The 21,218-nt window shown below is 41.2% G+C and carries 19 protein-coding genes and 2 pseudogenes; 5 read left to right on the forward strand and 16 right to left on the reverse strand.

The annotated features are described in order from the left end of the window. Positions 1-157: 157 nt before the first annotated feature. The 9 genes and pseudogenes from speB to UYI_RS0107440 form a co-directional block, all read right to left on the reverse strand. Positions 158-1,195 carry an agmatinase SpeB gene (gene speB / locus UYI_RS0107385; RefSeq protein WP_016866042.1) on the reverse strand — a complete coding sequence of 346 codons (1,038 nt, stop codon included), beginning with the start codon at positions 1,193-1,195 and terminating at the stop codon, positions 158-160. Between the two features lie 37 nt (positions 1,196-1,232). Beyond that, a complete protein-coding gene (locus UYI_RS0107390) occupies positions 1,233-2,138 on the reverse strand; it encodes a LysR family transcriptional regulator (protein WP_026085802.1) in 906 nt (301 codons plus the stop codon). A gap of 125 nt (positions 2,139-2,263) precedes the next feature. Next, positions 2,264-2,851 (reverse strand): dephospho-CoA kinase, encoded by a 588-nt coding sequence (coaE, locus tag UYI_RS0107405; protein ID WP_016866045.1) that lies wholly within the window; start codon positions 2,849-2,851, stop codon positions 2,264-2,266. 79 nt (positions 2,852-2,930) lie between these two features. Beyond that, positions 2,931-4,549 (reverse strand): annotated as a pseudogene (cobA, locus tag UYI_RS40150) (uroporphyrinogen-III C-methyltransferase). A 385-nt stretch (positions 4,550-4,934) separates the two neighbouring features. Beyond that, on the reverse strand, positions 4,935-5,408 hold the full coding sequence (locus UYI_RS0107420) for a tetratricopeptide repeat protein (protein ID WP_016866046.1): 474 nt from the start codon (positions 5,406-5,408) through the stop codon (positions 4,935-4,937). Positions 5,409-5,459: 51 nt separating this feature from the next. Continuing rightward, positions 5,460-6,737: a sensor histidine kinase gene (locus UYI_RS0107425; RefSeq protein ID WP_016866047.1), complete on the reverse strand. Its 1,278-nt coding sequence runs from the start codon at positions 6,735-6,737 to the stop codon at positions 5,460-5,462. 30 nt (positions 6,738-6,767) lie between these two features. Beyond that, complete coding sequence (locus UYI_RS0107430; RefSeq protein ID WP_016866048.1) at positions 6,768-8,675, reverse strand: ATP-binding protein; 1,908 nt, start codon at positions 8,673-8,675, stop codon at positions 6,768-6,770. Positions 8,676-8,820: 145 nt separating this feature from the next. Further along, complete coding sequence (locus UYI_RS0107435) at positions 8,821-9,753, reverse strand: homogentisate phytyltransferase (RefSeq protein ID WP_016866049.1); 933 nt, start codon at positions 9,751-9,753, stop codon at positions 8,821-8,823. Between the two features lie 173 nt (positions 9,754-9,926). Continuing rightward, positions 9,927-10,787, reverse strand: a complete 861-nt coding sequence (locus tag UYI_RS0107440) for a methyltransferase domain-containing protein (protein WP_016866050.1) — start codon at positions 10,785-10,787, stop codon at positions 9,927-9,929. A 265-nt stretch (positions 10,788-11,052) separates the two neighbouring features. Here UYI_RS0107440 and UYI_RS0107445 point away from each other — a divergent pair, with 265 nt between their 5' ends. Continuing rightward, positions 11,053-12,387 carry a TrkH family potassium uptake protein gene (locus UYI_RS0107445; protein WP_016866051.1) on the forward strand — a complete coding sequence of 445 codons (1,335 nt, stop codon included), beginning with the start codon at positions 11,053-11,055 and terminating at the stop codon, positions 12,385-12,387. 87 nt (positions 12,388-12,474) lie between these two features. Then, a complete protein-coding gene (locus tag UYI_RS0107450; protein WP_016866052.1) occupies positions 12,475-13,170 on the forward strand; it encodes a potassium channel family protein in 696 nt (231 codons plus the stop codon). Between the two features lie 75 nt (positions 13,171-13,245). Here UYI_RS0107450 and UYI_RS0107455 read toward each other — a convergent pair whose 3' ends face one another. Continuing rightward, positions 13,246-14,343: a tetratricopeptide repeat protein gene (locus UYI_RS0107455; protein ID WP_016866053.1), complete on the reverse strand. Its 1,098-nt coding sequence runs from the start codon at positions 14,341-14,343 to the stop codon at positions 13,246-13,248. A gap of 394 nt (positions 14,344-14,737) precedes the next feature. On the opposite strand from UYI_RS0107455, the gene pirA reads away from it, so the two are divergent. Continuing rightward, positions 14,738-15,136 carry an arginine synthesis PII-interacting regulator PirA gene (pirA, locus tag UYI_RS0107460; RefSeq protein ID WP_016866054.1) on the forward strand — a complete coding sequence of 133 codons (399 nt, stop codon included), beginning with the start codon at positions 14,738-14,740 and terminating at the stop codon, positions 15,134-15,136. A gap of 253 nt (positions 15,137-15,389) precedes the next feature. Then, positions 15,390-15,572, forward strand: coding sequence for a hypothetical protein (locus UYI_RS35670; RefSeq protein ID WP_016866055.1), 183 nt, complete (start codon positions 15,390-15,392; stop codon positions 15,570-15,572). A 15-nt stretch (positions 15,573-15,587) separates the two neighbouring features. Here UYI_RS35670 and UYI_RS0107470 read toward each other — a convergent pair whose 3' ends face one another. The 4 genes from UYI_RS0107470 to UYI_RS36600 all read right to left on the reverse strand — a co-directional run bounded on the left by UYI_RS0107470 (position 15,588) and on the right by UYI_RS36600 (position 18,838). Beyond that, positions 15,588-16,235 (reverse strand): HAD-IA family hydrolase, encoded by a 648-nt coding sequence (locus UYI_RS0107470; protein ID WP_016866056.1) that lies wholly within the window; start codon positions 16,233-16,235, stop codon positions 15,588-15,590. Between the two features lie 382 nt (positions 16,236-16,617). Beyond that, entirely contained in the window at positions 16,618-17,811 is a 1,194-nt protein-coding gene (locus UYI_RS0107475) for an NAD(P)/FAD-dependent oxidoreductase (protein WP_016866057.1), read from the reverse strand. Positions 17,812-18,038: 227 nt separating this feature from the next. After that, positions 18,039-18,356 (reverse strand): ChaB family protein, encoded by a 318-nt coding sequence (locus tag UYI_RS0107480; RefSeq protein ID WP_016866058.1) that lies wholly within the window; start codon positions 18,354-18,356, stop codon positions 18,039-18,041. A gap of 221 nt (positions 18,357-18,577) precedes the next feature. Then, positions 18,578-18,838: a hypothetical protein gene (locus UYI_RS36600; RefSeq protein ID WP_157226308.1), complete on the reverse strand. Its 261-nt coding sequence runs from the start codon at positions 18,836-18,838 to the stop codon at positions 18,578-18,580. Here UYI_RS36600 and UYI_RS38750 point away from each other — a divergent pair. Further along, positions 18,782-18,976 (forward strand): annotated as a pseudogene (locus UYI_RS38750) (hypothetical protein); the annotation flags it as partial. The gene UYI_RS36600 and the pseudogene UYI_RS38750 overlap by 57 nt on opposite strands. 70 nt (positions 18,977-19,046) lie before the next feature. Here the strand turns inward: UYI_RS38750 and UYI_RS0107485 are convergent. Next, a complete protein-coding gene (locus tag UYI_RS0107485) occupies positions 19,047-19,718 on the reverse strand; it encodes a hypothetical protein (protein WP_035138270.1) in 672 nt (223 codons plus the stop codon). Positions 19,719-19,722: 4 nt separating this feature from the next. Next, positions 19,723-21,201, reverse strand: coding sequence for a carotenoid oxygenase family protein (locus tag UYI_RS0107490; RefSeq protein WP_016866060.1), 1,479 nt, complete (start codon positions 21,199-21,201; stop codon positions 19,723-19,725). Positions 21,202-21,218: the final 17 nt, after the last annotated feature.

Raw genomic sequence — 21,218 nt, forward strand, 5'->3', positions numbered from 1 at the left:
AGTAGGGTGCGTTATGGCTTCAGCCTAACGCACCGCTAGATAAGATGGTGCGTTAGGCGCTTTTATCATATTTTTCATGAGAATCTATAGCCAAAGTCTGCGCCTAACACACCCTACAAGAATTTTATTTTTACTTTATAAATGACCTCTTATGCTTCTACTTTTGCTGAGATAAATCCATCAAATTTGCCAACTTATAAACAATCCGCGCCCCCACGTTACCATCCCATTCAGCATCACCAACTTCGCACACATCAAAACCAATTATTTTTCTACCACTTTTTACTAGTTCGCGGAACAAACAAAAAGTTTCTTCTAATTCCATTCCACCAGGAACAGGAGTACCTGTAATTGGACAAAGTTTTGGATCAAGACCATCAACATCAAAGCTAATATAAACGTATTCAGGCAAATGATTAATAATTTGTCGGCATAACTCAATCCAAGTCTTTCCAGAGTAGAGCATTTGTTTCATTATTGGGTCGTAATAAGCAATAATTCGACCATTGGACTGGTTAATTATTTCTACTTCATCATGACAAATATCACGCAAACCTACCTGCACTAACTTGGAAATTTGCGGTAGTTTCATAGCATTAAACATGATGGAAGCGTGAGAAAATTCAAATCCTTCATAGGTATCCCGTAAATCTGCGTGTGCATCAATATGCAAGATACCAAAGTCGGAATAATTAGTTGCTAATGCTTGGAAATAACCTAACGGTGAACTGTGATCTCCACCAATCACAGCTACTTTTTTTCCATGATTAATTGCTTTCTGACAGTTTTCAAATAACCATTGATTAACTTGTTGACAAGCCTGATTAATTTCTGCCAGAACAGGAGTTAAATCTGGTGTGTCTGTTAATTGTTTCCCCTCCTCTAAGCGCTCAATAATTTGTGCAGCTAAAGCGCGATAATATGTGTTTTTATCTAAAATATCTTGGGGAATTTCTACCATAAAAATTCCCTGTTTCCATCCATCAGAATGATCAAAATCGAATAAATCTAATTGCGGTGAAGCATCCAAAATTCTTTGTGGGCCATTGGCAGTACCCGCACCATAGGAAACAGTCACTTCCCACGGTACACCAAAGACAATTAAATTTGCAGACTCATAATCAAACGGCAAACCAAAGAGATTGCCATTAATTTGTCCTATGCCGCTAGGATTATAGTTGTGGAGATTATTCATTGATTATTTGCAAGATGTGTGTGAGTAGACAACTGCATTATGGTAGCGCAGCTTCTTTCCAAGTAATAGTAACTTGCCTCACTACCTCCAAAAACCTCTGCACAGTTGCGGATGTATTGTCACGTCGCCAAATCATCGCTAACGCTATCTTAGGCGTCGGTTCCTGTATGGGTTTATAAACTACCCCCGTTCTCTGTAAATTTTGCAGAGACTCCGGTACGATCGCCACACCCATTTCTGCTGCTACTAAACTCACAATAGTTTGCATCTGAATTGCTTCTTGGGCAACGGTGGGACTAAAATTGGCTTGCTGGCAAAAACTGATGATCGAGTCGTATACTCCAGGGGCTAAAGGACGAGGAAACAAAATGAAGGGTTCTGCTTGGAGTGAAAACAACGATACACTCGATTGAGCAACCAGTAGGTGGGTTTCTGGTAACGCCACCACTAATGATTCATAAAAAATTATCTCCCAGCAAAATGTGTCTTCTTCTACTGGTGGACGCAACAAACCAACATCAATTCGGTTATCGTGTAACAATTGTAATTGCTGGTCTGTAGTTAGTTCGTGTAATTCCAGATTTACATCTGGTATACAACTACGAAATGTCCGCAGGATTTTTGGCAATATATTATACGCCGCAGAACTGACGAAGCCTACTACAACCTGTCCCCCTAAACCGCGACTAGTTTGTCTTCCTAGTTGCACTGCTTGTTCTAGCTGCTTCAGAATTTTTTGAACTTCACCTAAAAATACTTGCCCAGCTGCTGTTAACTCTACATTCCTTTTCGTGCGGTGAAATAATTGAAAGCCCAACTCTACTTCTAGCTGACGAATTTGTTGACTCAGAGGAGGTTGGGCAATGTGTAAACGTTCCGCCGCCCGTCCAAAATGTAATTCCTCAGCTAATGTCACGAAGTATCGTAGATGTCGCAGTTCCATTGGGGAGGTGGGGAGGTGGGGAGATGGGGAGGTGGGGAACTCACCGGCCCCCACTCCCCCAAGGGAGTGGGGATTAGGGGCAGTGGGGAGATGGGGAGGTGGGGAGATGGAGGGACTGGGGGGGATTAGAGTTTGGTTAAGGCTGCATCGACTTGTTTTAAGAGTGCTTCTAAGGTGGAGGAATTATCTAAGACTACATCAGCACGGGCTGCTTTTTCTCCTATGGGCATTTGGCTGTGAATTCTGGCTTGTGCTTGCTCGAATGTGATATGATTTCGCTGCATTAATCTTGTTAATTGTTGTTGTTGTGAACACCATACCACCCAAATTTCTGTGACTAAATTAGTCATTCCGGCTTCAAATAATAATGGTACAACTAAGACTAGTGTTTCTACGGTAGATGCTTTAATTTCTGCCTGAAAGCGATCGCGTACGTAAGGATGAATCAAATTCTCTACCCAAGTACGTTCTTCGGAGTTTTTAAAGATGATTTCGCCTAATGTTTGGCGATCAAGGTTCTCGTTTGGTAGTAAAATTTGTTTTCCGTAACGAGTAGCGATCGCGTCAAGAATAGGTGAACCGACACAGACTGCTTCTCGGGCATAGATATCTGCGTCCAAAATTGGCAAGTTATAAGCATCTGCCAAGTAATTGGCAACAGTTGTCTTGCCTGTGGCGATACCACCTGTTAAGCCGATGATTTTTTTGGTCATTGGTCAATGGTCAATGGTCAATTGGAAATTATCTATACTTTTGACAATGGACAATGGACAATTGACTCTGAACAATTGACTACGAATCTGTCGCCCATTTTATTAGTGCTGCGGTCAAACCCTCCAAAGTATATTCTTGGGCTTCCACATCTACACGTCCTAACAGAGAACGACAAGTGTGAGAAGTTTGTGGACCAATAGAAGCAATGCAAACTCCTTCTAGAGAATTTGCCACTACGGATAATTGATTTTCTGATGAGTTACCAGAGAAGATTTTTTCTGCCAGTTGACAGAAAAATTGGACTGTTTTGGAACTGGCAAAGGTGATCACATCAACTGTACCACTCTGTAAAGCGAGTGCTGCTGAAGGAGGAACACTATCCGGACAGCAAGATTGATATGCTGGTACTTCTATAACTTCTGCACCTTTGGCGGTTAGTTCCCTCACCAAAATTTCCCGTCCGCCGCTTTCGACTCTGGGAAATAAAATCTTCTTACCTGTGAGTTCCTCAGGAAAGTGTTCGACTAGGGAGTCAGCAACAAAGTCTGGGGGGATGAAATCTGGTTGTAAACAATGGTGTCTGAGGGTTTGGGCAGTTTTTTCACCGACTGCGGCAATTTTGACTTCCGCCAAGGCGCGAATGTCTTTACCCTGGGCCATCAGTCGTTCACAGAAGTAGCTTACACCGTTGGTTGAGGTCAGAATTAACCAGTCAAACTCAGATAATAGGGCGATCGCACCATCCAAAGCTTCCCAACTAGAAGGCGGGCCAATTTCTAAAGCAGGCATTTCCACAACATGGGCGCCTGCTGCTACTAAGAGTTCTGTAAATTGACTCGACTGTCCAACCGAACGTGTCACCAGAATAGTTTTACCGTTGAGGGGTAAGTGGGAAGCGGTAGGAACGGCAATAGAGTGAGAGGAGGAGAGGTTGCTTGCCATAGCTTTTGGGAATCGTCTAAGACTATATTCTCAGGTTGTTAGTTTCTGCGTAACCCCACTACTTCCCCAATTACAATTACTACTGGCGAGAGCAAAATTCCAGATGTTTGCTCCACAATGGTTTCAAGTGTTCCTGTCCAAATTTGTTGTTCTTTAGTTCCTGCCCAGAGAATAATAGCAATTGGCGTAGATGGCGATCGCCCCTGTTGTTGCAACCGCTTAATAACCTCACCCAAGTTCTGTCCCCCCATCAAAATTACCAATGTCTCTAACCGAGACAGCGCCTCCCAATCTAAAGCATTGGGATCATGGGCAGTAAACACAGCAAAGCAACGGCTCAAAACCGGATCTGTTAGGGGAATACCTGCCAACAGAGGTGCTGCTAAGGCAGAAGATATTCCCGGTACAACTTCAAATTCACAACCATTCGCTGTCAAAGCTGCCATTTCCGAATTACAGCGACCAAAAATAAACGGATCACCGCTTTTGAGCCGGACTACTTGTTTACCCTGCTGACAGTATTTGACTAGTAAATGATTAATTTCTGCTTGCGGTGTGCTGGGTTTGCCACCACGTTTACCTACATCTAGTTTTAAGCAATCAGCTGGTACTAACTGCAATAACTCCCCATCGACAAGGGCATCGTAAATTAAAACTTGAGCGATCGCTAACAGGTTGTAAGCCTTTAGCGTTAGGTATGCCACATTTCCCAATCCTGCACCTACGAGGTAAACTTTACCCTTTTGATTTGTCATCCGATTTGAGATTTTGGATTTTAGATTAATAAAAAATTATCTATGTCCATCTGTGTTCATCCGTGTACCCTGCGGGAAGCCGCTTGCGCGTCTACATCGGTGTTCGATAATTACTCACCTGTGCAACCCAGTTACAATCTTGTGGAAAAATCGTAGACGCGCCCAAGCGCGGCTTCGCGTAGGGTACACAGATACACACCGATGAAAGCAGAGAATATTTTCAACTTTATAAAAATTATTAAGTTGGTTAAGTAATGTTACCATGATGCGATTTTTTATCAATTAATCAACGATTTTCCTTCTTTTCAGGACTGGGCTAAAATTAGTCATTTTCGATGTGCTAAAATTTTTGAGTAAATTGGGGTTTTTTGTGCATTTTTGAAAATTATTCAGCATCACCTGATGCTAAAGAAATCTGTTGTAGTAACTGCTGAATTTTTTCAGCTTGATCAACTCGACGCTGCTTTTGTAATAAATCTTGGGCTTGTTGCAAAACCGTAACTGCTTCTTGTGGTTTTTGTTGTTGCATCAAAGCTTGAGCTAAGCGTAAATAGGCATCGACTTTTTTGGGCGCGCGCTTAATTACATCTTGAAATTCAACAATTGCTGCATCAACTTTACCTTGTTGGATAAGGGCGTCACCCAACAGTAAATGCACAACATCATTTGTGGAGTTAATCGCGATTACCCGACGAAAAGCTGCTTCTGCACCCGGAAAATCTTTTTGTTGGTAAAGGTTAATTCCTGTTTGAAAATATTTGTCGGTGATGATAGTTCTTCTAGCCAAATAAATCAGAATAGATAAACTAATTAACACTATAAATACGGCTATAAAGTTACTAATTTGAGATAATTCCATTTTTATTTCTCCACAATCCCCGTTTTGGGTATGTATTCCTCGCAAACTAGTTTATCCTGTGGCGCTCATGATTGGAATTTTGATGATAAACTCAGTTCCTTTACCTGGTTGAGAATTAACTAACAATTCACCATTGTGTTTTTCCACAACTATTTGATGGGCAATCGATAAGCCAAGTCCTGTACCTTTGCCAACAGGTTTTGTGGTAAACAAAGGTTCAAATAGCCTTTGTTGGATAGGTTCAGGAATACCCATGCCATTGTCAGCAATGCTAATCACTGCCCATTGTTCAGTATCTACCTCTGTTGTAATTTGAATCTGAGGAATAGAATCGCTAATTTTTTCTTGGGCGATCGCTTCATCAAGGGCGTCAATTGCGTTTGCCAGAATGTTCATAAATACTTGGTTCATCTGTCCTATACAGCAGTTTACCTCTGGCAATTGACCATAATTTCTGATGACTTCGATGGGCGGACGATCGCTATTACCCTTGAGGCGATGTTGCAAAATCATCAGCGTACTATCAAGTCCTTCGTGTAAATCCGCAGGCATTTTGACATCGGAATCCGAACGGCTGAAATTGCGTAGTGATGTCGAAATATTCTCAATGCGTTCCGATCCTACTTTGAGTGATTCTAAGATTTTGAACATATCTTCGAGAACAAAATCCAAATCCAATTTTTCAATAGCAGTGGTGATTCTGCTTGTCGGGTTTGGATATTCTTGTTGATACAGTTGGATAATTTCGCTAACTCCGGCAATGTATTCTTCTAAAGGCGGGAGATTGCTAGCGATAAAACTGATGGGATTATTGATTTCGTGGGCAACACCAGCAATTAACTCTCCCAATGTTGATAGTTTTTCTTGTTGCACCAATTGCACTTGAGCTTTTTTTAAAGCAGCAGTGCGATCGCTGACTTGTTGTTCTAAAGATTCAGTTAGTTGTTTTAATCGCAAATGCACACGTACCCTAGCAATCACTTCTTCCTGGGCAAACGGTTTGGGAATGTAGTCTACTGCCCCAAGGGCAAATCCCTTGGTTTTGCTTTCGATATCATTTAAGGCAGTGGTGAAAATAATGGGAATGTTTTGGCTAACAGGATTGGCTTTGAGGCGACGACAGGTTTCAAATCCGTCAATCCCCGGCATTTGTACATCTAGTAAAATTAACTCTGGTTGATTTCGTTCGACTTGAGCAATCGCACTTTCTCCATCAACGGCAACACGAAAACGAAATCCCTCACTATTGAGGGCTTCGCATAAAACAGATAAATTAGTCGGATTATCATCCACAATTAAAATAAATCCGGTATTTGAGGTGTTTGTCATGATGGATTTAAAAGTGAAATTTACCTCGAATTAATTGATACTTTGTTTAATAAAAGTTTCTAAACGTTTGAGTTGGAAATTGCTAGCTAGTTGTATAAGTTGCTGAGCAAAACTTATCAATTGCTCATCAGATGCAGAAATTTGCTGAGCTATTTCTAAAATTCTTTGAATATCCCCGTCTTGTGATAATGTCAGTAACTGTTGTAAAACATCTTTGGCAGGAAGAGTCATCTCAGCTGGATCATCCAGACTAGCTACATTGGTTTTTTTTATTTTGTCTATCTTGTTGTCATAAATCCATTTCAGTTGCAAATATTGTCGCAGCAGTTCCAACAGCACATCAGCTTCTACAGGCTTTGGTAGAAATGCATCTGCACCTGCTTCAATACTTTTATACTGATCAGTTGCAAACACACTGGCTGAAGAAGCAATCACAGTAATCTCTTTGTAGGGGGAAGACTGACGCAAACGTTTGATCAACTCAAATCCATCCATCACTGGCATGATTAAATCGGTGATGATTAAGTCTGGTTTGTGGAAAATTGCTTTTTCCCATCCTTCTTTTCCGTCACTAGCTTCTACAACAGTAAACCCAACTGGTTCTAGTAAATTTACAATGACCGATCGGTTTTCCCATTTGTCATCCACAATTAAAATCGTGCGCCTTTGCCCTTGATAACCAATAATCGTTCCCTGTTTTACCACTCGAGAAACCTTTGCCCAGTCTTGGGCTTGTGGTAATTCCACCTCAAACCAGAAAGTGCTACCCTTGCCAAATTCACTTTTTACTTGAATTTGACTACTCATCAAACTCACAATTTTTTGGCTGATTGCTAATCCCAAACCAGTACCTTCAGTTTGTCGTTTGTGATTTCCCACTTGTTCAAAGGGCAGAAAGATTTTCTGGATTTGCTCAGAGGCGATACCCACACCAGTATCTGTGACTTGAAAGCGAATTTTTGTAATTGGTAATTGGTTTGGTCGTTTTTCCTTTCCTATTATCCATTCCCTATTACCTATTACCTCTACTTTGAAAGTGACGCTACCTTGTTCAGTAAATTTAATCGCATTACCAAGCAAGTTGAGCAATACCTGACGCAAGCGTTTTTCATCAGCACGAATCCCTGTGGGCAAATTAGGATCAAGTTGAACATCAAACCCAATGACTTTTTGTTCTGACCGAATCCGGCAAATTTCAATCACATTGTCTAGAAACGCAGGAAAGTAAAAATCAATAGGATTCAATTCTAGTTTTCGGGCTTCAATTTTGGAAAGATCCAGAACATCATTAATGAGAGTTAACAGATGAGAACCACATTGGTAAATAATGCTAACTCCTTTGCGTCCTTTTTCGGTTAATGGTTCCGTGCGTTGGAGGATTTGTGTATAGCCTAAAATACCGTTGAGGGGTGTACGTAACTCATGACTCATATTGGCGAGAAATTCGCTCTTGGCTTGGCTGGAATTTTTCGCAGTTTCTTCTGCTTGGCGTAGTTCTTGCTCAATCCGCTTACGCTGCACGATTTCACTGCTGAGTATGCGATTAATGGCTTCTAACTGGGCAGGGCTAGGTAGTGTCAGGGCTTGAGGCATGAGATAAACTAATGCAAATGCTGTATATATGGAAATAATGGCAGTTACAGCTTTCAGAACACCTGCAACCCAGTAATTAGGATGCCAAAGCGTCCAGATATCCATCAAATGTCCAGTACCACAGGCAATAATAAAAGCACCAAATAGCAGAAAAACTCCGTTGAAAGGAACATCTTTGCGCTTGTGAATAAAGTAGATAAGTAAAAAGGGAATAGAATAATAGGCGAGGGCGATGGTTCCATCAGAAATAATGTGCAGCCAAACTAATCCAGTTTTCCAGAGATAACAATGTCCATGAGGGATAAAACCATTAGATGGGAAAGGATGATCGAAAAATTTCAACATAATATTAAAGGTTGCTGGATTTCAAAAACATGCCTACAACCCTAGTATTTCCAGATCATAAAATAGGGAACGCGATCGCATTCTTTCTTTGTATGAGGTTGCCTAAAAAAGGATCATATATTTTCTGCGATCAAACAAAACTAACCTAAGCCAAAACACAAGCAAGAGGGAAAATTAGATACTCAATAAAAAACAATTTCCAAATAAATTGGTAGAAACGGGCAATAGCATTTTTATCCTGCAAATCTACTCCCCAGCTACGCCACCACATCACACCCAGTGTTAGTAAATGAGTAATTACCAAAAATAGAGAACTAACTTCAGCCAGACGTATTAAGCCAACTAAAATCATACCGATATAACATACACTCAATACCCAAAGGGCAAGATTAAATACTGCTTGCTTACCAAGTTGAATTGTCAAAGTCGTAATGTTGTACAGGAGGTCGCCTTCCATATCTGGGATATCTTTAAAAATAGCGATCGCAAAGGTAAATACCAAAATAAAAATTGTTAATGCCCATACTACTGCTGGAATAACTGGAATCAAATTATTTTGTCTCAACACCCAACTAAAATGTAAAAACAAACCTAAATTAACAATCGCCCCCCGCACAGAAAAAATGCACAATGCCGCCCAAAAAGGAAATCTTTTTAAACGAATTGGTGGCAAGGAATAAGCTGTACCAATCGCTAAACTGATTGCTACCATCCCCAATAAAAATGGCCCACCTAACCAAGCAATTAACAGCGCCAAAACACCAGTAATTGCCACAATTACTTTGCCTGTTTGTCTAGAAAACTCTCCCGAAGCAAGGGGTAAATGTGGTTTATTGATTTTATCAATTGCCACATCTTCTAGTTGATTCAACCCCACAATATAAACATTGCCGCATAAACAAGCTATCCACGCTAACAAAATTGGCGATAGCGAAAAACTGTCATTACTAATAGCAAAAGCAATTAAATATAACCCCACTACACTTAAACTTGTGCCAATAATTGTATGCGGGCGAGAGAATTTCCAAAAAGCATAAAGCCAAGCACTCGGAGAACCTGATTGTGAAACTTGATTCATAAGATTTGTTGGTAGTTGATGGTTGGTTGTTGGTTGTTAGTGGTCATTGGTCATTTGTCATTTTTCATTGGTCATTAGTCACTATTTATTCTCCTCACACTCCTCACACTCCTTACACCCCTCACACTCCCCATTGCCCCCCAACCCCACCTCCCCATCACCCCATCACCCCATCACCCCATCACCCCACCTCCCTTCTCCCCACACAACAACCCAAATCGAATTAACCCACGTTCGTAACCGCGCTGCATCAACCCCAAAGATAAGGCGCCAACAATCGTACTCCAACCTGATCGCAGTAAGCCAAATATCGCTTTGGGAGTAAACGCCGAATCAATCACCACATTCCAAAAAGGTGCTACTGCTTCTGACCAATCAGCAGTGTGGATATTTTGTAAACCTAATTGCTTAGCGATCGCTTCATACTCTGGTAAAGAAATCACATAGGGCAAGCAATATACCTGATAAATTTTTGCTAAATGCTGCTGTTCATCTGTCGTCAGTGGTGACTCATCTGTTGGCCGATGACACCAAGTCACCATAATCAGCTTTCCACCCGGTTTCAACACCCGATAGCACTCTTGTATAAACTTGGTTTTATCAGGCATATGTTCGCCACTTTCTAGCGACCATACCAAGTCAAAAGAATTGTCAGCAAAGGGCATTTCTAGAGCGTTGGCCACTAGAAAATTAGTTTGGGTACTCAAATTAAACTCACTAGCCCTTTCCTTGGCTCTAGCAGCTTGTACAGGACTCAAAGTAATACCAGTTGCCCTAGCATGAAACTTTGCTGCTAAGTATAGGGAACTACCACCAATTCCACAACCCACATCCAAAATATTCTCAGCTTGCTGTACATCCGCCCAGTTGAGGATCTCTTCAATTAAATCAATTTGTGCCTGGCGACGGTTTTTTTTCTCTGTACCATCTGCACCATAGTAACCGTGGTGCATATGTTCGCCCCAAATTTCTTCCCATAAACCGGAAGAAGCATCGTAAAATTCCTGAATTTGCTTGTAAAGAGTTGCGCTCATGGATAAAGCAGAGTTTAACAGTTATCAGTTATCAGTTATCAGTTATCAGTTTTATTACTGGGTATAAGTTCCCCAGTAATTAGACTAAAATACTTTGGTAGCGCAGACTCAAACCTCCACCACGTCCCTGATCACTGTTCACTGATTTGAATACACATACTCGTAGGCTACCATGTGTGTTTTTAATTAGATAAGGGTGTTTTTGCTTTCAGGCTTTTACCATCCTGCAAGCAATGCCTATTTCTGTTTGTTTTTTTACCTAAATATGACTGTTTCTCGGACAATTTGTTTGGGATTTCTGGCAGTAATCGCAGTAGGTACTATCCTGCTAATGATGCCTTTTTCTACCAGTAGTGGTGAATGGAATGACCCCATAGTAGCCCTATTTACCTCGACTTCAGCAGTTTGTGTTACTGGATTAGGAGTAGTTGATACTGGTACTTATTTTTCCTTTTGGGGTCAGTTATTTATCGTACTATTGGTTCAGATTGGTGGGTTGGGTTACATGACAACTACTACCTTTCTGATTCTGCTGATTGGACGTAAATTTGACCTCCGCCAAAAAATCGCCATTCAACAAGCTTTAGATCGTCCGGGAATGAGCGGTAGCACCCAAATTATTCGCTCAATTATTGCTGTGACATTGATTTTTGAAATCACAGGGATATTTTTACTCTTGCCAGCTTTTGTGCCTGATTATGGATGGCAACAAGGACTATGGTTAGCAATTTTTCATAGTGTTAATTCTTGGAATAATGCGGGTTTTAGTCTGTTTAAAGATAACTTGATTGGTTATCAATCTTCTGTTTTATTAGTGTTGACAGTTACAGGCTTAATTATCTTTGGTGGTATCGGTTATCAAGTCATTTTAGAAGCTTTCCTGTGGATACGCGATCGCATTCGCCATAAACAAGAAAAACTCCTATTTTCCCTGGATTTTAAAGTTGCAATTAGTACAACAATCGTGCTTTTAATTGTGGGAACAATAGCCTTTTTCTTTGTAGAGTTGAGAAATCCACAAACATTTGCAAATCTCAAATTTTTTGACAAAATTTTAGTTGCTTGGTTTCAATCTGTGACTCCTAGAACTGCGGGCTTTAATACAATTGATATAAGCAAAATGACAACAGCGGGCTTATTTATTACGATTGCACTGATGTTTATTGGTGCAAGTCCAGGTGGTACAGGAGGCGGGATGAAAACCACAACTTTGAGAGTTTTAACCAGTTGCACACAAGCAATTCTACAAGGAAAAGAAGAAGTTATACTCTACGAAAGAAAGATAGCATTACCTTTAATTTTAAAAGCTGTTGGCGTGTTAATTGGTTCTGTTGGTACAGTTATTCTCTCAACAATTTTAATAGCCCTCACAGATCCAAAGCTTGATTTTATTCAAATCTTATTTGAGGTAGTATCTGCCTTTGCCACTGTGGGACTTTCGACAGGGATTACGGGTACTGTTTCCACAGTAGCTAAACTGATACTAATTGCCACAATGTATGTGGGTAGAGTTGGTGTTTTATTACTCATGTCAGCGATACTAGGAGACCCCCGTCCTAGTAGAATTCACTATCCAGAAGAGAATTTACTTGTAGGTTGATAGTTTGTTGTTGTTTGTTGTTGTTTGTTGTTTGGAAGCCAATTACCATTTACCAATTACCAATTACCATTTACAAAGGAAATAACTGTGAATCTGTCATCATTAGGTTTTTTTCGTAGTCTGCGTAAAGACAATCATCAATTTGCTGTAATTGGTTTAGGTAGATTCGGACGTGCTGTCTGTTTATCCCTGCATAAATCAGGATATCAAGTGTTAGGAACAGATATTGATGAAAAGCGAGTATTTGATGCTTTAACTGACCAAATAGTTGGTCATGCTTTACAGTTAGATTCAACAGAACCAGCGGCGCTGAAAGAAGCAGGCGTTTTTGAATTTGATACGGTGATCGTCGCAATTGGAAATTATATTCAAGAAAGTATTATCACTACCCTCAATATGAAAGAAGGAGGTGTACCTCATGTAGTGGCAAAAGCTTCTAGTGAAGTTCACCGGAAACTACTTTTACGAGTGGGGGCTGATCATGTGGTATTTCCTGAGTACGAAGCCGGATGTTCACTGGCGCGATCGCTGACTAAACCATCGATATTAGAAAGATTTGAGCTTGACCCAGATCACAGTATTGTAGAGTTAATTGTTCCTGATGAATTTCATGGCAAAACTATCTCTGAATTACAGTTGCGTAACCGTTATGGACTAAATTTGTTGGCGGTAAGTCATGATGGCAAATTTCAAATTAATCCTTATCCAAACCAGCGCCTTGAACGTGGTTCCGCAATTGTAGTCATAGGTTGTAACAAAGATATTGATCGTTTACCAATATAGGTGTTTGTTGGTGGTTGATGGTTGGTTGTTGTTGGAAATTATCAACCAACAAACAACTATCAACTAACAACAAATTTACTGCCTCAACGCAGGTGATGGTTCCAATGAAAAAGGTACTTCTTCGGGATTGATTTCCTCTGGAGTGGGAGTTTTGCTGGGGTTTGCTTCTGTATCCACAGAAGTGTCTAAATTTGGTAACTCATCTGGGGAAGCTTGCTCTTCAGAAGCAGTTGAGGCTTGACTAACTTGGGGTTGCTTTGGTTGTTGCATCTGTGCAACTTGCTGCATTAACTGTTCAACTTTGTTAGCTTGTTCTGTGTTTCCCTGTTCCCGGTAGTGATTACGCGCACGCTTAAAAGCACTGCTGGCTTTTTTGAACTCGCCTTGATTATATAAAGCTACTCCCAAGTTGTAGTAAGCTTCAGCATTATTAGGAAGGCGTTTAATAGCTGTTTGATAAGTCGCAACAGCTTCAGATGTTTGACCTTGGATAGTCAAAAGGCTACCCATGTTATTGTAAGCTACAGCATTGTCAGGATTGATCTTGAGGGTTTGGCGATAAGCTGCGATCGCTTCTTCTAATTGTCCTTGTTCTTGCAGGGCGATCGCTAAATTAAAGTAAGCATTAGCATTGTTGCCATTTAAATTAATTGCTTGTTGGTAGGCTGCGATCGCTTCATTAGCCTGTCCTTTTTCATACAAAGCTAAACCTAAATTATACTGAGCATTTGCCAGCGTCGGATTAATAATCAAGGCTTGACGATAAGCGGTAATAGCAGCATCAGCTTGTCCTTGTTTATGCAATCCCAAGCCCAAGTTATAATAAGCTTCGCCCAAGTTGGGGTTCAGTTTAATTGCCTCTGCATATTCTTGTACGGCTGCATCGAAACGACTTTGCTGCAACATAATGTTACCTAAGTAATTATGTGCAGCAGCAATATTAGAGTCTATCTGCAAAGCTTGACGAAACGCAGATTCTGCGCCAGGCAAATCTTGATGGTGATAGCGCATCACTCCCTGCTGAAAATAACTAGCTGCTTCCAAATTCTGAGAAACAACATTCTGTGCTAGCAGCTTGCTTCCTGGTAACTCAGCCATTGTTGGTGCTACCAACACCAAAAAAGTAGAAGATAAACCGGTAAACCACAGGCGAAGTTGATATTTTTGAGACATGATCGACAGACCTGTACTGATTGCTAAATGCTCATACAGTCAGAATACCCAGTAAGTAGATAAAAATTAAGTTGTTACAAATTTAATTTGATGCCAGGATTTTAGGCAAGCTTGAAATTATTAAATAATTAAATTTTTATGCGAATTTCTTGACTTTAGCGCAGAAATGTTACAATAAATACAGAAATAAAATCGTTCATCTCTTGAAGACTGTGATACCACATTGGATTTGTAGTAATACCTAAGTACTACTACAAACCAATGACGACAATAACGCTTTTGATTACAGCGAGGAAGAAAATCAGCTTAAGAGACGGAAGTAGGGAGAAATCCTGAAGGAACGCGCCTCTATTTAATTCCAACCTGCAAAAAAATTAAAAGCGAGGCGAAGCAAATGAAACTAACCTATCGCGGTGTAGATTATGAATCAAATCCCCTGGCTGTAGAACTGACTCCAGGGGAAATAGGTGGTAAGTATCGTGGGCAGCAATGGAGACGTCATTATCCTAGACACATCCCTGTACCTCAACCAGTGGCAGAGTTGAAGTATCGCGGCGTGCCTTATTGCGTTGGCGATCCTCTAGACGTAGAAGCAATGAAACTACGCAGACAGCCTGAGGCGATCGCTACTGAAAAAACAGGACAAAAAACTGGCCAAGAGTTAACAAATACTCACCTTGACCATATCCGCCGCAATTTAGAACATCGCCTGCAAGTGGCGAGAGAAAAAGGAGATCAAACTCTCATTCGTTTATTAGAGGATGAGGCAAGGCAAATGATGGTTGGTAGTTGATAGTTAGTAGTTGATGGTTGATAGTTGTTTGTTGTTTGGAATAGTTAATCAACAACCAACAACCAACAACCAACAAAAGTAAATGGTTGTTTGTTGCTTGGAATAGTTAATCACCAACCAACAACCAACAACCCTACCCTTACCTTAAGCCACTACGTGTCTACGGGTTCGCCAGTCCCCCTACCCTTACCTTAAGCTGCTACCTGCGGAAGCCGCTTCGCGTCTACGCGTCTACGTGACGGAGACCGCCTTTTTGGGGGGCTGGTCTCACCAACAATCAACAATCAACAACCAACAACCAACAATCAACAATCAACAACCAACAATCAACAACCAACAACCAACAAAAGTAAATGGTTGTTTGTTGCTTGGAATAGTTAATCAACAACCAACAACCAACAATCAACACTCAACAATCAACACTCAACAAAAGTAGAGGCACTTTGTGCCTCTACTTTTCACGATTGATCCAAATACCTCTTAATCCGGCTGCTTTTGCCGCTTGATAATCTTCTGCAATACTGTCCCCAATGTGCCATGCGGCTGTTGGTGGACAGTTATGTTTTTCTAAAGCAATAGTAAAAATTTTGGGATCGGGTTTGGCTACGCCTGCTTGACTAGAAATGGTAATGGAATTAAAAAAGTCTCTCAATTCCAAAGCCTGTAGTACAGAATAGATGCGGGAATCAAAGTTTGATATTATCCCCAGTTCAATCCCCATCTTTTGCCAGTTTGTCAAAGATGGTAAAACATCAGGATAAACAAACCACGGCTCAGCTGTGCCAAAATGGATGTAAATTTCGCTAAAAAAAGCCGAAAAATCAGAAAATTTCTCTAGAACACCTGCTTTTTGAAAAGTATCGGAGGCAATGCGCAGCCACCACTCGAATTCCCACTGTGGAATATCTTGTTCTTGGGCATTTGCAAACACAGGTGGTGGTGCAGCTTTAAAACTTTGGATGAATGTTTTATTCAAAGTTTCGGCAGAAACTTCGACACCAAACTCCTGTGCGATTTGACTATAAACCTCGCCCACACTGCCTTTGACGCCGAAGAGAGTGCCAACTGCATCTAAAAAAATAACTTTCGGTCGTTCCATCAACCTATGACTATTTTGGAGTTTAGATTTTGAAGAAATAATATATTCGGTGTAAAGCGTCATGTCTAACGACAAGACGATAAGCGTGTTTTCAAGCTAATCATCTCACAGATCCAAACCTGAGTTACACATGCAAAGCCCAAATTATGATTTTTAGTCTGCACAAACGGACTGAGTTTGTCTAGCCAAAGTAGCACGATGTTGGGAATTTCACCCGTTGTCGTGACTACTGTTTACCTTTAATACCAAAGAGGGATAAGTAGTATTACTTGAGATTGCTGGAATAGCCTTTTGGCAAAGACTTTCAATCCAAAATCCAAAATCCAAAATCGGTATAAAGGGTGTTAGGCTGTTTGAAAACAGACGCTTAGTACACCATCTACTATTGTGATAATGTCTCTATAATAGGACGAGCTAGCCAGTTAAAACCAACTTTGAGTTTATGATCTAAAGTTGGCATTCGATACAGATAAGCTAGACGACGGGCGATATAAGCCAAAGAACCCTCTATTTTGATACCTAATCCAGTCAGAGTCGCGTTGTCTGTCCCTAATGCCATCATCTCACCTAAATATTGGTAGCGGAATGGAATTTGAGGACGATGAGTGATACCTGCCCAAATATTCCAAGCTGCGTAATCGGCTTGTTGAAAAGCTGCTTGGGCAGTAGCGGGGACTAATTGTCCTTCCGCATCGCGACATTCTGCTAAATCTCCCAATGCGAATATTTCTGGATGATCCAGGACTTGGAGAGTAGGTGTAGTCCTAATTTGACCGCGTTGATTTTGCTTGAGAGGAAGATTGCGGACTACAGGCGAGACTCGCGTTCCCACTGTCCAAATTACCAAATCTACAGGAATAGTATCTACTTGACCCTTATATTCCAGAGAAATCGTATCTTGGGCGATCGCTTCTACCCTAGTTTCTAGGTCAATAAATATACCCCGTTCTTCTAACGCCTTTCTGGCTGCTTCTCGATTAAATTCCGGCGAGGTTCGCAAAATTTGATCAGTAAGTTCTATTAACCGAAAGCGTCCTCTTGGCCCCAGCCTGTCTGCTAGTTTACACGCTAACTCCACACCACTGTAACCAGCACCAACAATTGCCACGCGAATTTTGTCAGTATCAGACTCTTCCAACACTCGCAAGCGCTCTTCCAAACGGTAGGCGTCAGTAATTGTACGGAAAGGATAAGCATAGGAAGTAGCGCCAGGCACTATATCCAAAGGCGTTTCGCCACCCAGCGCCAAAACTAGGCGATCATAGCCAATTTCCGGTCCATCTTGTAAATATACTCGTCGCTGTTGTGTGTCAATTCCCGACACAGCAGCTTGATAAAAACGCACCCCCGTATCTCTTAATAATTCTGTAAAAGGAGGGGCAATTTCCCAAGTTTGCAATTCACCAGTTAGCAATTCGTAAAGCAGGGGAGAGAAAACAAAGCGATCGCTTTGATCTACCAAAACTATTTCCGGCTTGGGTAAAGACTCCCAAGGTAACTGACTCAGCCTCAAAGCTGTGTAGAGGCCACCAAAACCTCCACCCAGTATACAGATTCTTGTTTTATGTTCGCTCATGTGTCTAATGGGCTGTGCATCCCAGTAGGGCAACTTCTATCAGTTTAATAATTTATTTCAGGATTTTTCTTAACAAAGAGTATGAAATTCAATAGGCGGTTTGTGATTGGCACAAACCGCCTTCTATATTCTTCGTATTTTGGTGTCTTGATGGTGAAAAAATAAATTTTATTAAACCACCAAGGCACTAAGACACCAAGTCCAATTTGTAGGGTGGGTTATGGCAATTAATTACCACCAGAGGTAACAGCTTTATGATGTTGGGCAGTAACTTCGCCTTTAGAGTGCCATTTACCGTCAGAACCTTTCTCATATTGATTTTTCACGCTGTTCCAAGCAACTTGACGAGCGCCCTCTTCACTCATACCATCACTTTGGGCAGCTTTGAAAGCAGCAGCGAAAATTTGTTGAGCTTCTTGAGGCAATTCTGCTTTAATTTCTTCAGTTAAAACCCCAGTAGCATTGTTATTTTTAATTGATTCTGGTGATCCTTCTCTGATGCCAATATCTTGATCTTCTGTTTGCTTTAAGTTGATATCACTCATAATTCCACTCCGAATAACTTTATTTCAAAATTAGTCTTGTATTATCGTAAAAACTGCAAGACTGATTCTCATCTTTCTACAAGCATAGATAGGGCTTAACCCGGAGTAGTAATTTATGTCTAATGTGAATTAATCAATGTTTTTAGAGAAGTGATACCAACATTAAGATAAAATCCACACGAAGAATCCATCCGTGTGCATCCGTGTGTATCGGTGTTCGATTAATATAAATATCGCGGTTTGCGAACAAATTTAGTAGAGGAAAAAACGAACACAGATTCACACAGATAAACACCGATAAATGCCATACCACTAGACCACCAACGCCCAATCCATCGCCTTGCACCGTGTCCATCGGTGTTCGATTCATGAAAAATATCGTGGTTTACGAGCGAATCTGAGGGGGTGACAACCGCAGTCAAATTGTGGCAGGGCAAGCCTTTCAGGTGACGGACGCCCTCAAAGATAAAAAGCAACAGCAAGATTTTTCTTATTCATCAGCACTCAAAACTCCTATTTTCACAAAGCGCGATCGCGCTCAATTAATTCTCATCTTTTCAGCAGTGATTAAAGTGAAAGGCAAGCCAAGCCTAAGTTACATCCCCCTTGTCACCCCCTCAGCGAACAAATTTAGTAGAGGAAAAAACGAACACAGATTCACACAGATTCACACCGATAAATGCCATACCACTAGACTACTTGAAATAAGCTTGATAAATTACTTTGCAGAGGTGGACGTAGACAAATATAAAGTAATGGTCCTAATAAAGGTAAGAGTGCCACTATCCAGAAAATACGAGTATCTTTAATTCCTCTGCGTGCCATATCATCATCAAATAAATCAGTCAGCGGAAATGTCAGGCACATTAAACAAAAATCTAAGCTAATCAGATGTACAAAATGTACAGTTTGAAATTGATAAATGTAATCTTGCCAATTGCCAGCTATGATTGCATAAAATAGTAAGCCAATAGTAGTTACTAAAAGAATAACTCCTGTAGAACGCCGATCAAAAAAGTCTAGCCATTTATCTTTTTGACCATCAAATTCTTGATTCGGTTTTCGCAAGATTAGGTAAGGCAAAAGACAAATAACACCAGTAAAATTTGCACCAATAAAATAGGGCCAAGCACGCAAGTTTTGCATTCTGCCATCAGCAAACATCAGACTGCCGTAAATCATCGGCCAGACACCCATCAGCCAAAATATTGTTGGGATAATGGCATTGAGTTGTCCGTATTGGAATGTCAACAGTTTGCCCACCAAAGGTAGTGTATCTGGTTGATCTAGGGGAGCTAACCATATAGTGTAAGCAGTAAAACCTAACCAGATGATCGACAGAATGATTTTTCTCACAGCCATAGAATTATACATCGGAGGTGAAACTACCATGCAACCCATAGGGGATATGGTGTTTGAGGTGGAGACGGGCGATCGCACCTTTTTCTAGATTTTTTCCATCCAAAATCACTACGTCACTACGGTTATAAGTAGCATCGTAGACTAGGGTTAGTACCCAGCCATCATCTTCACTTCCCTTTATCGGGGTGCGAGGTACGAATACAGGTTCACCAACAAATCCTCTGGGTGCAGCACTCCAAATTTGCTTTTCGCCACACTCCGGATCGACTTTGATGATCGCTTGCTGGGGTGCGTCGCCTTCTGGCTGATGGGCAGCTGCTAAGTACACACAACTATAAGGTTTACCGATGAATGCAGGATTGATAAAGGGAAATTCATTAGCGCGTTGATGAATTAAATGTCGGTGGGATGTGGAAGTTTGTAAGTTGAGGTGAAAACGCCAAAGTTGTCCGGGAGGACGACTATCAAAGTCAATTTCTTCGTAATTGAGGTTATGGTCAATGGCGGGAAAGGTTTCGTAGCAAATTGAGTCTACAATAATTTCGTTGCCTTGCTCGAAGGCGTTAGCGTGGTGAAAAACAAAACAGGGATCTGCATCAATAACTTGGGCTTCTTGAGTAGGGTTACGGGGAATGATCCAGATTTTTGTGGGGCGATCGCACTCAAATTTGATACATTCTGCTGCACCCCGAAAACCCAGTATGTAGGGTAGCGGGTTAAAGGAAACGGGGTTTTGAAAGAATAGACAATATTGCGGCGTGATAGCAAAGTCGTGGATAAAGGCAAAGCCGGGAATTTTATGATCGTGTTGTTGAACAACTTTGCCTTTTAAGTCTAATTCATAGACGGTAATTGTTGTCAGTGGCCCTGGTTTGATGGCAAAGTTAACTAAACGCGGTTCCCGATTCTCATCACCCGGATCTATCTTGGGATGGGCTGCAAAGGGAGAATTTTTATGTAGCACACCATTAAGGGTTTCCCTACCGAGAGTGTGCAGCGTCTTGGAATCTAGACGATAGGGATGGGAAGCTTCCCATAGTGCTAGCAGTTTTTCGCCCCAATAGATGACGTTGGTGTTAGCAACGTTTTTCCTTCGCAAGTCAAAAGCATTTGCTAACCAGCCTCCCGGTTTCTGTGTACCAAACACACCCCGGTATAGCATTCGTCCTGCTAAGCCTTCAGCACAGTAAGCTTCGGTACGAACAAAGCTATTACGAAAATAGGCACGTCCGTTGGAGAATGAGATCGCACAAACCATGCCATCTCCATCAAATGGGTGATGCAGACGTCTACCAAAAATATCTAGTAGTCCGGGGCCATTACGATACAAGGTGCCTTTGAGGTTGGTGGGAATTTCTCCTTCTACATCTTCAATAGGGTAGGCGAATTCTTGCTTGAGGGAACGATTTTCTCCCCGCCAGTCTTCGATGGTGTAGGGTTTGGGCTGAAGAGAGATTTCCTGGTGTGAGCGAGTTGTTTGCATGATATCAAAGTTTACTT

This window comes from Fischerella muscicola PCC 7414, from assembly GCF_000317205.1.
Lineage (GTDB): Bacteria > Cyanobacteriota > Cyanobacteriia > Cyanobacteriales > Nostocaceae > Fischerella > Fischerella muscicola.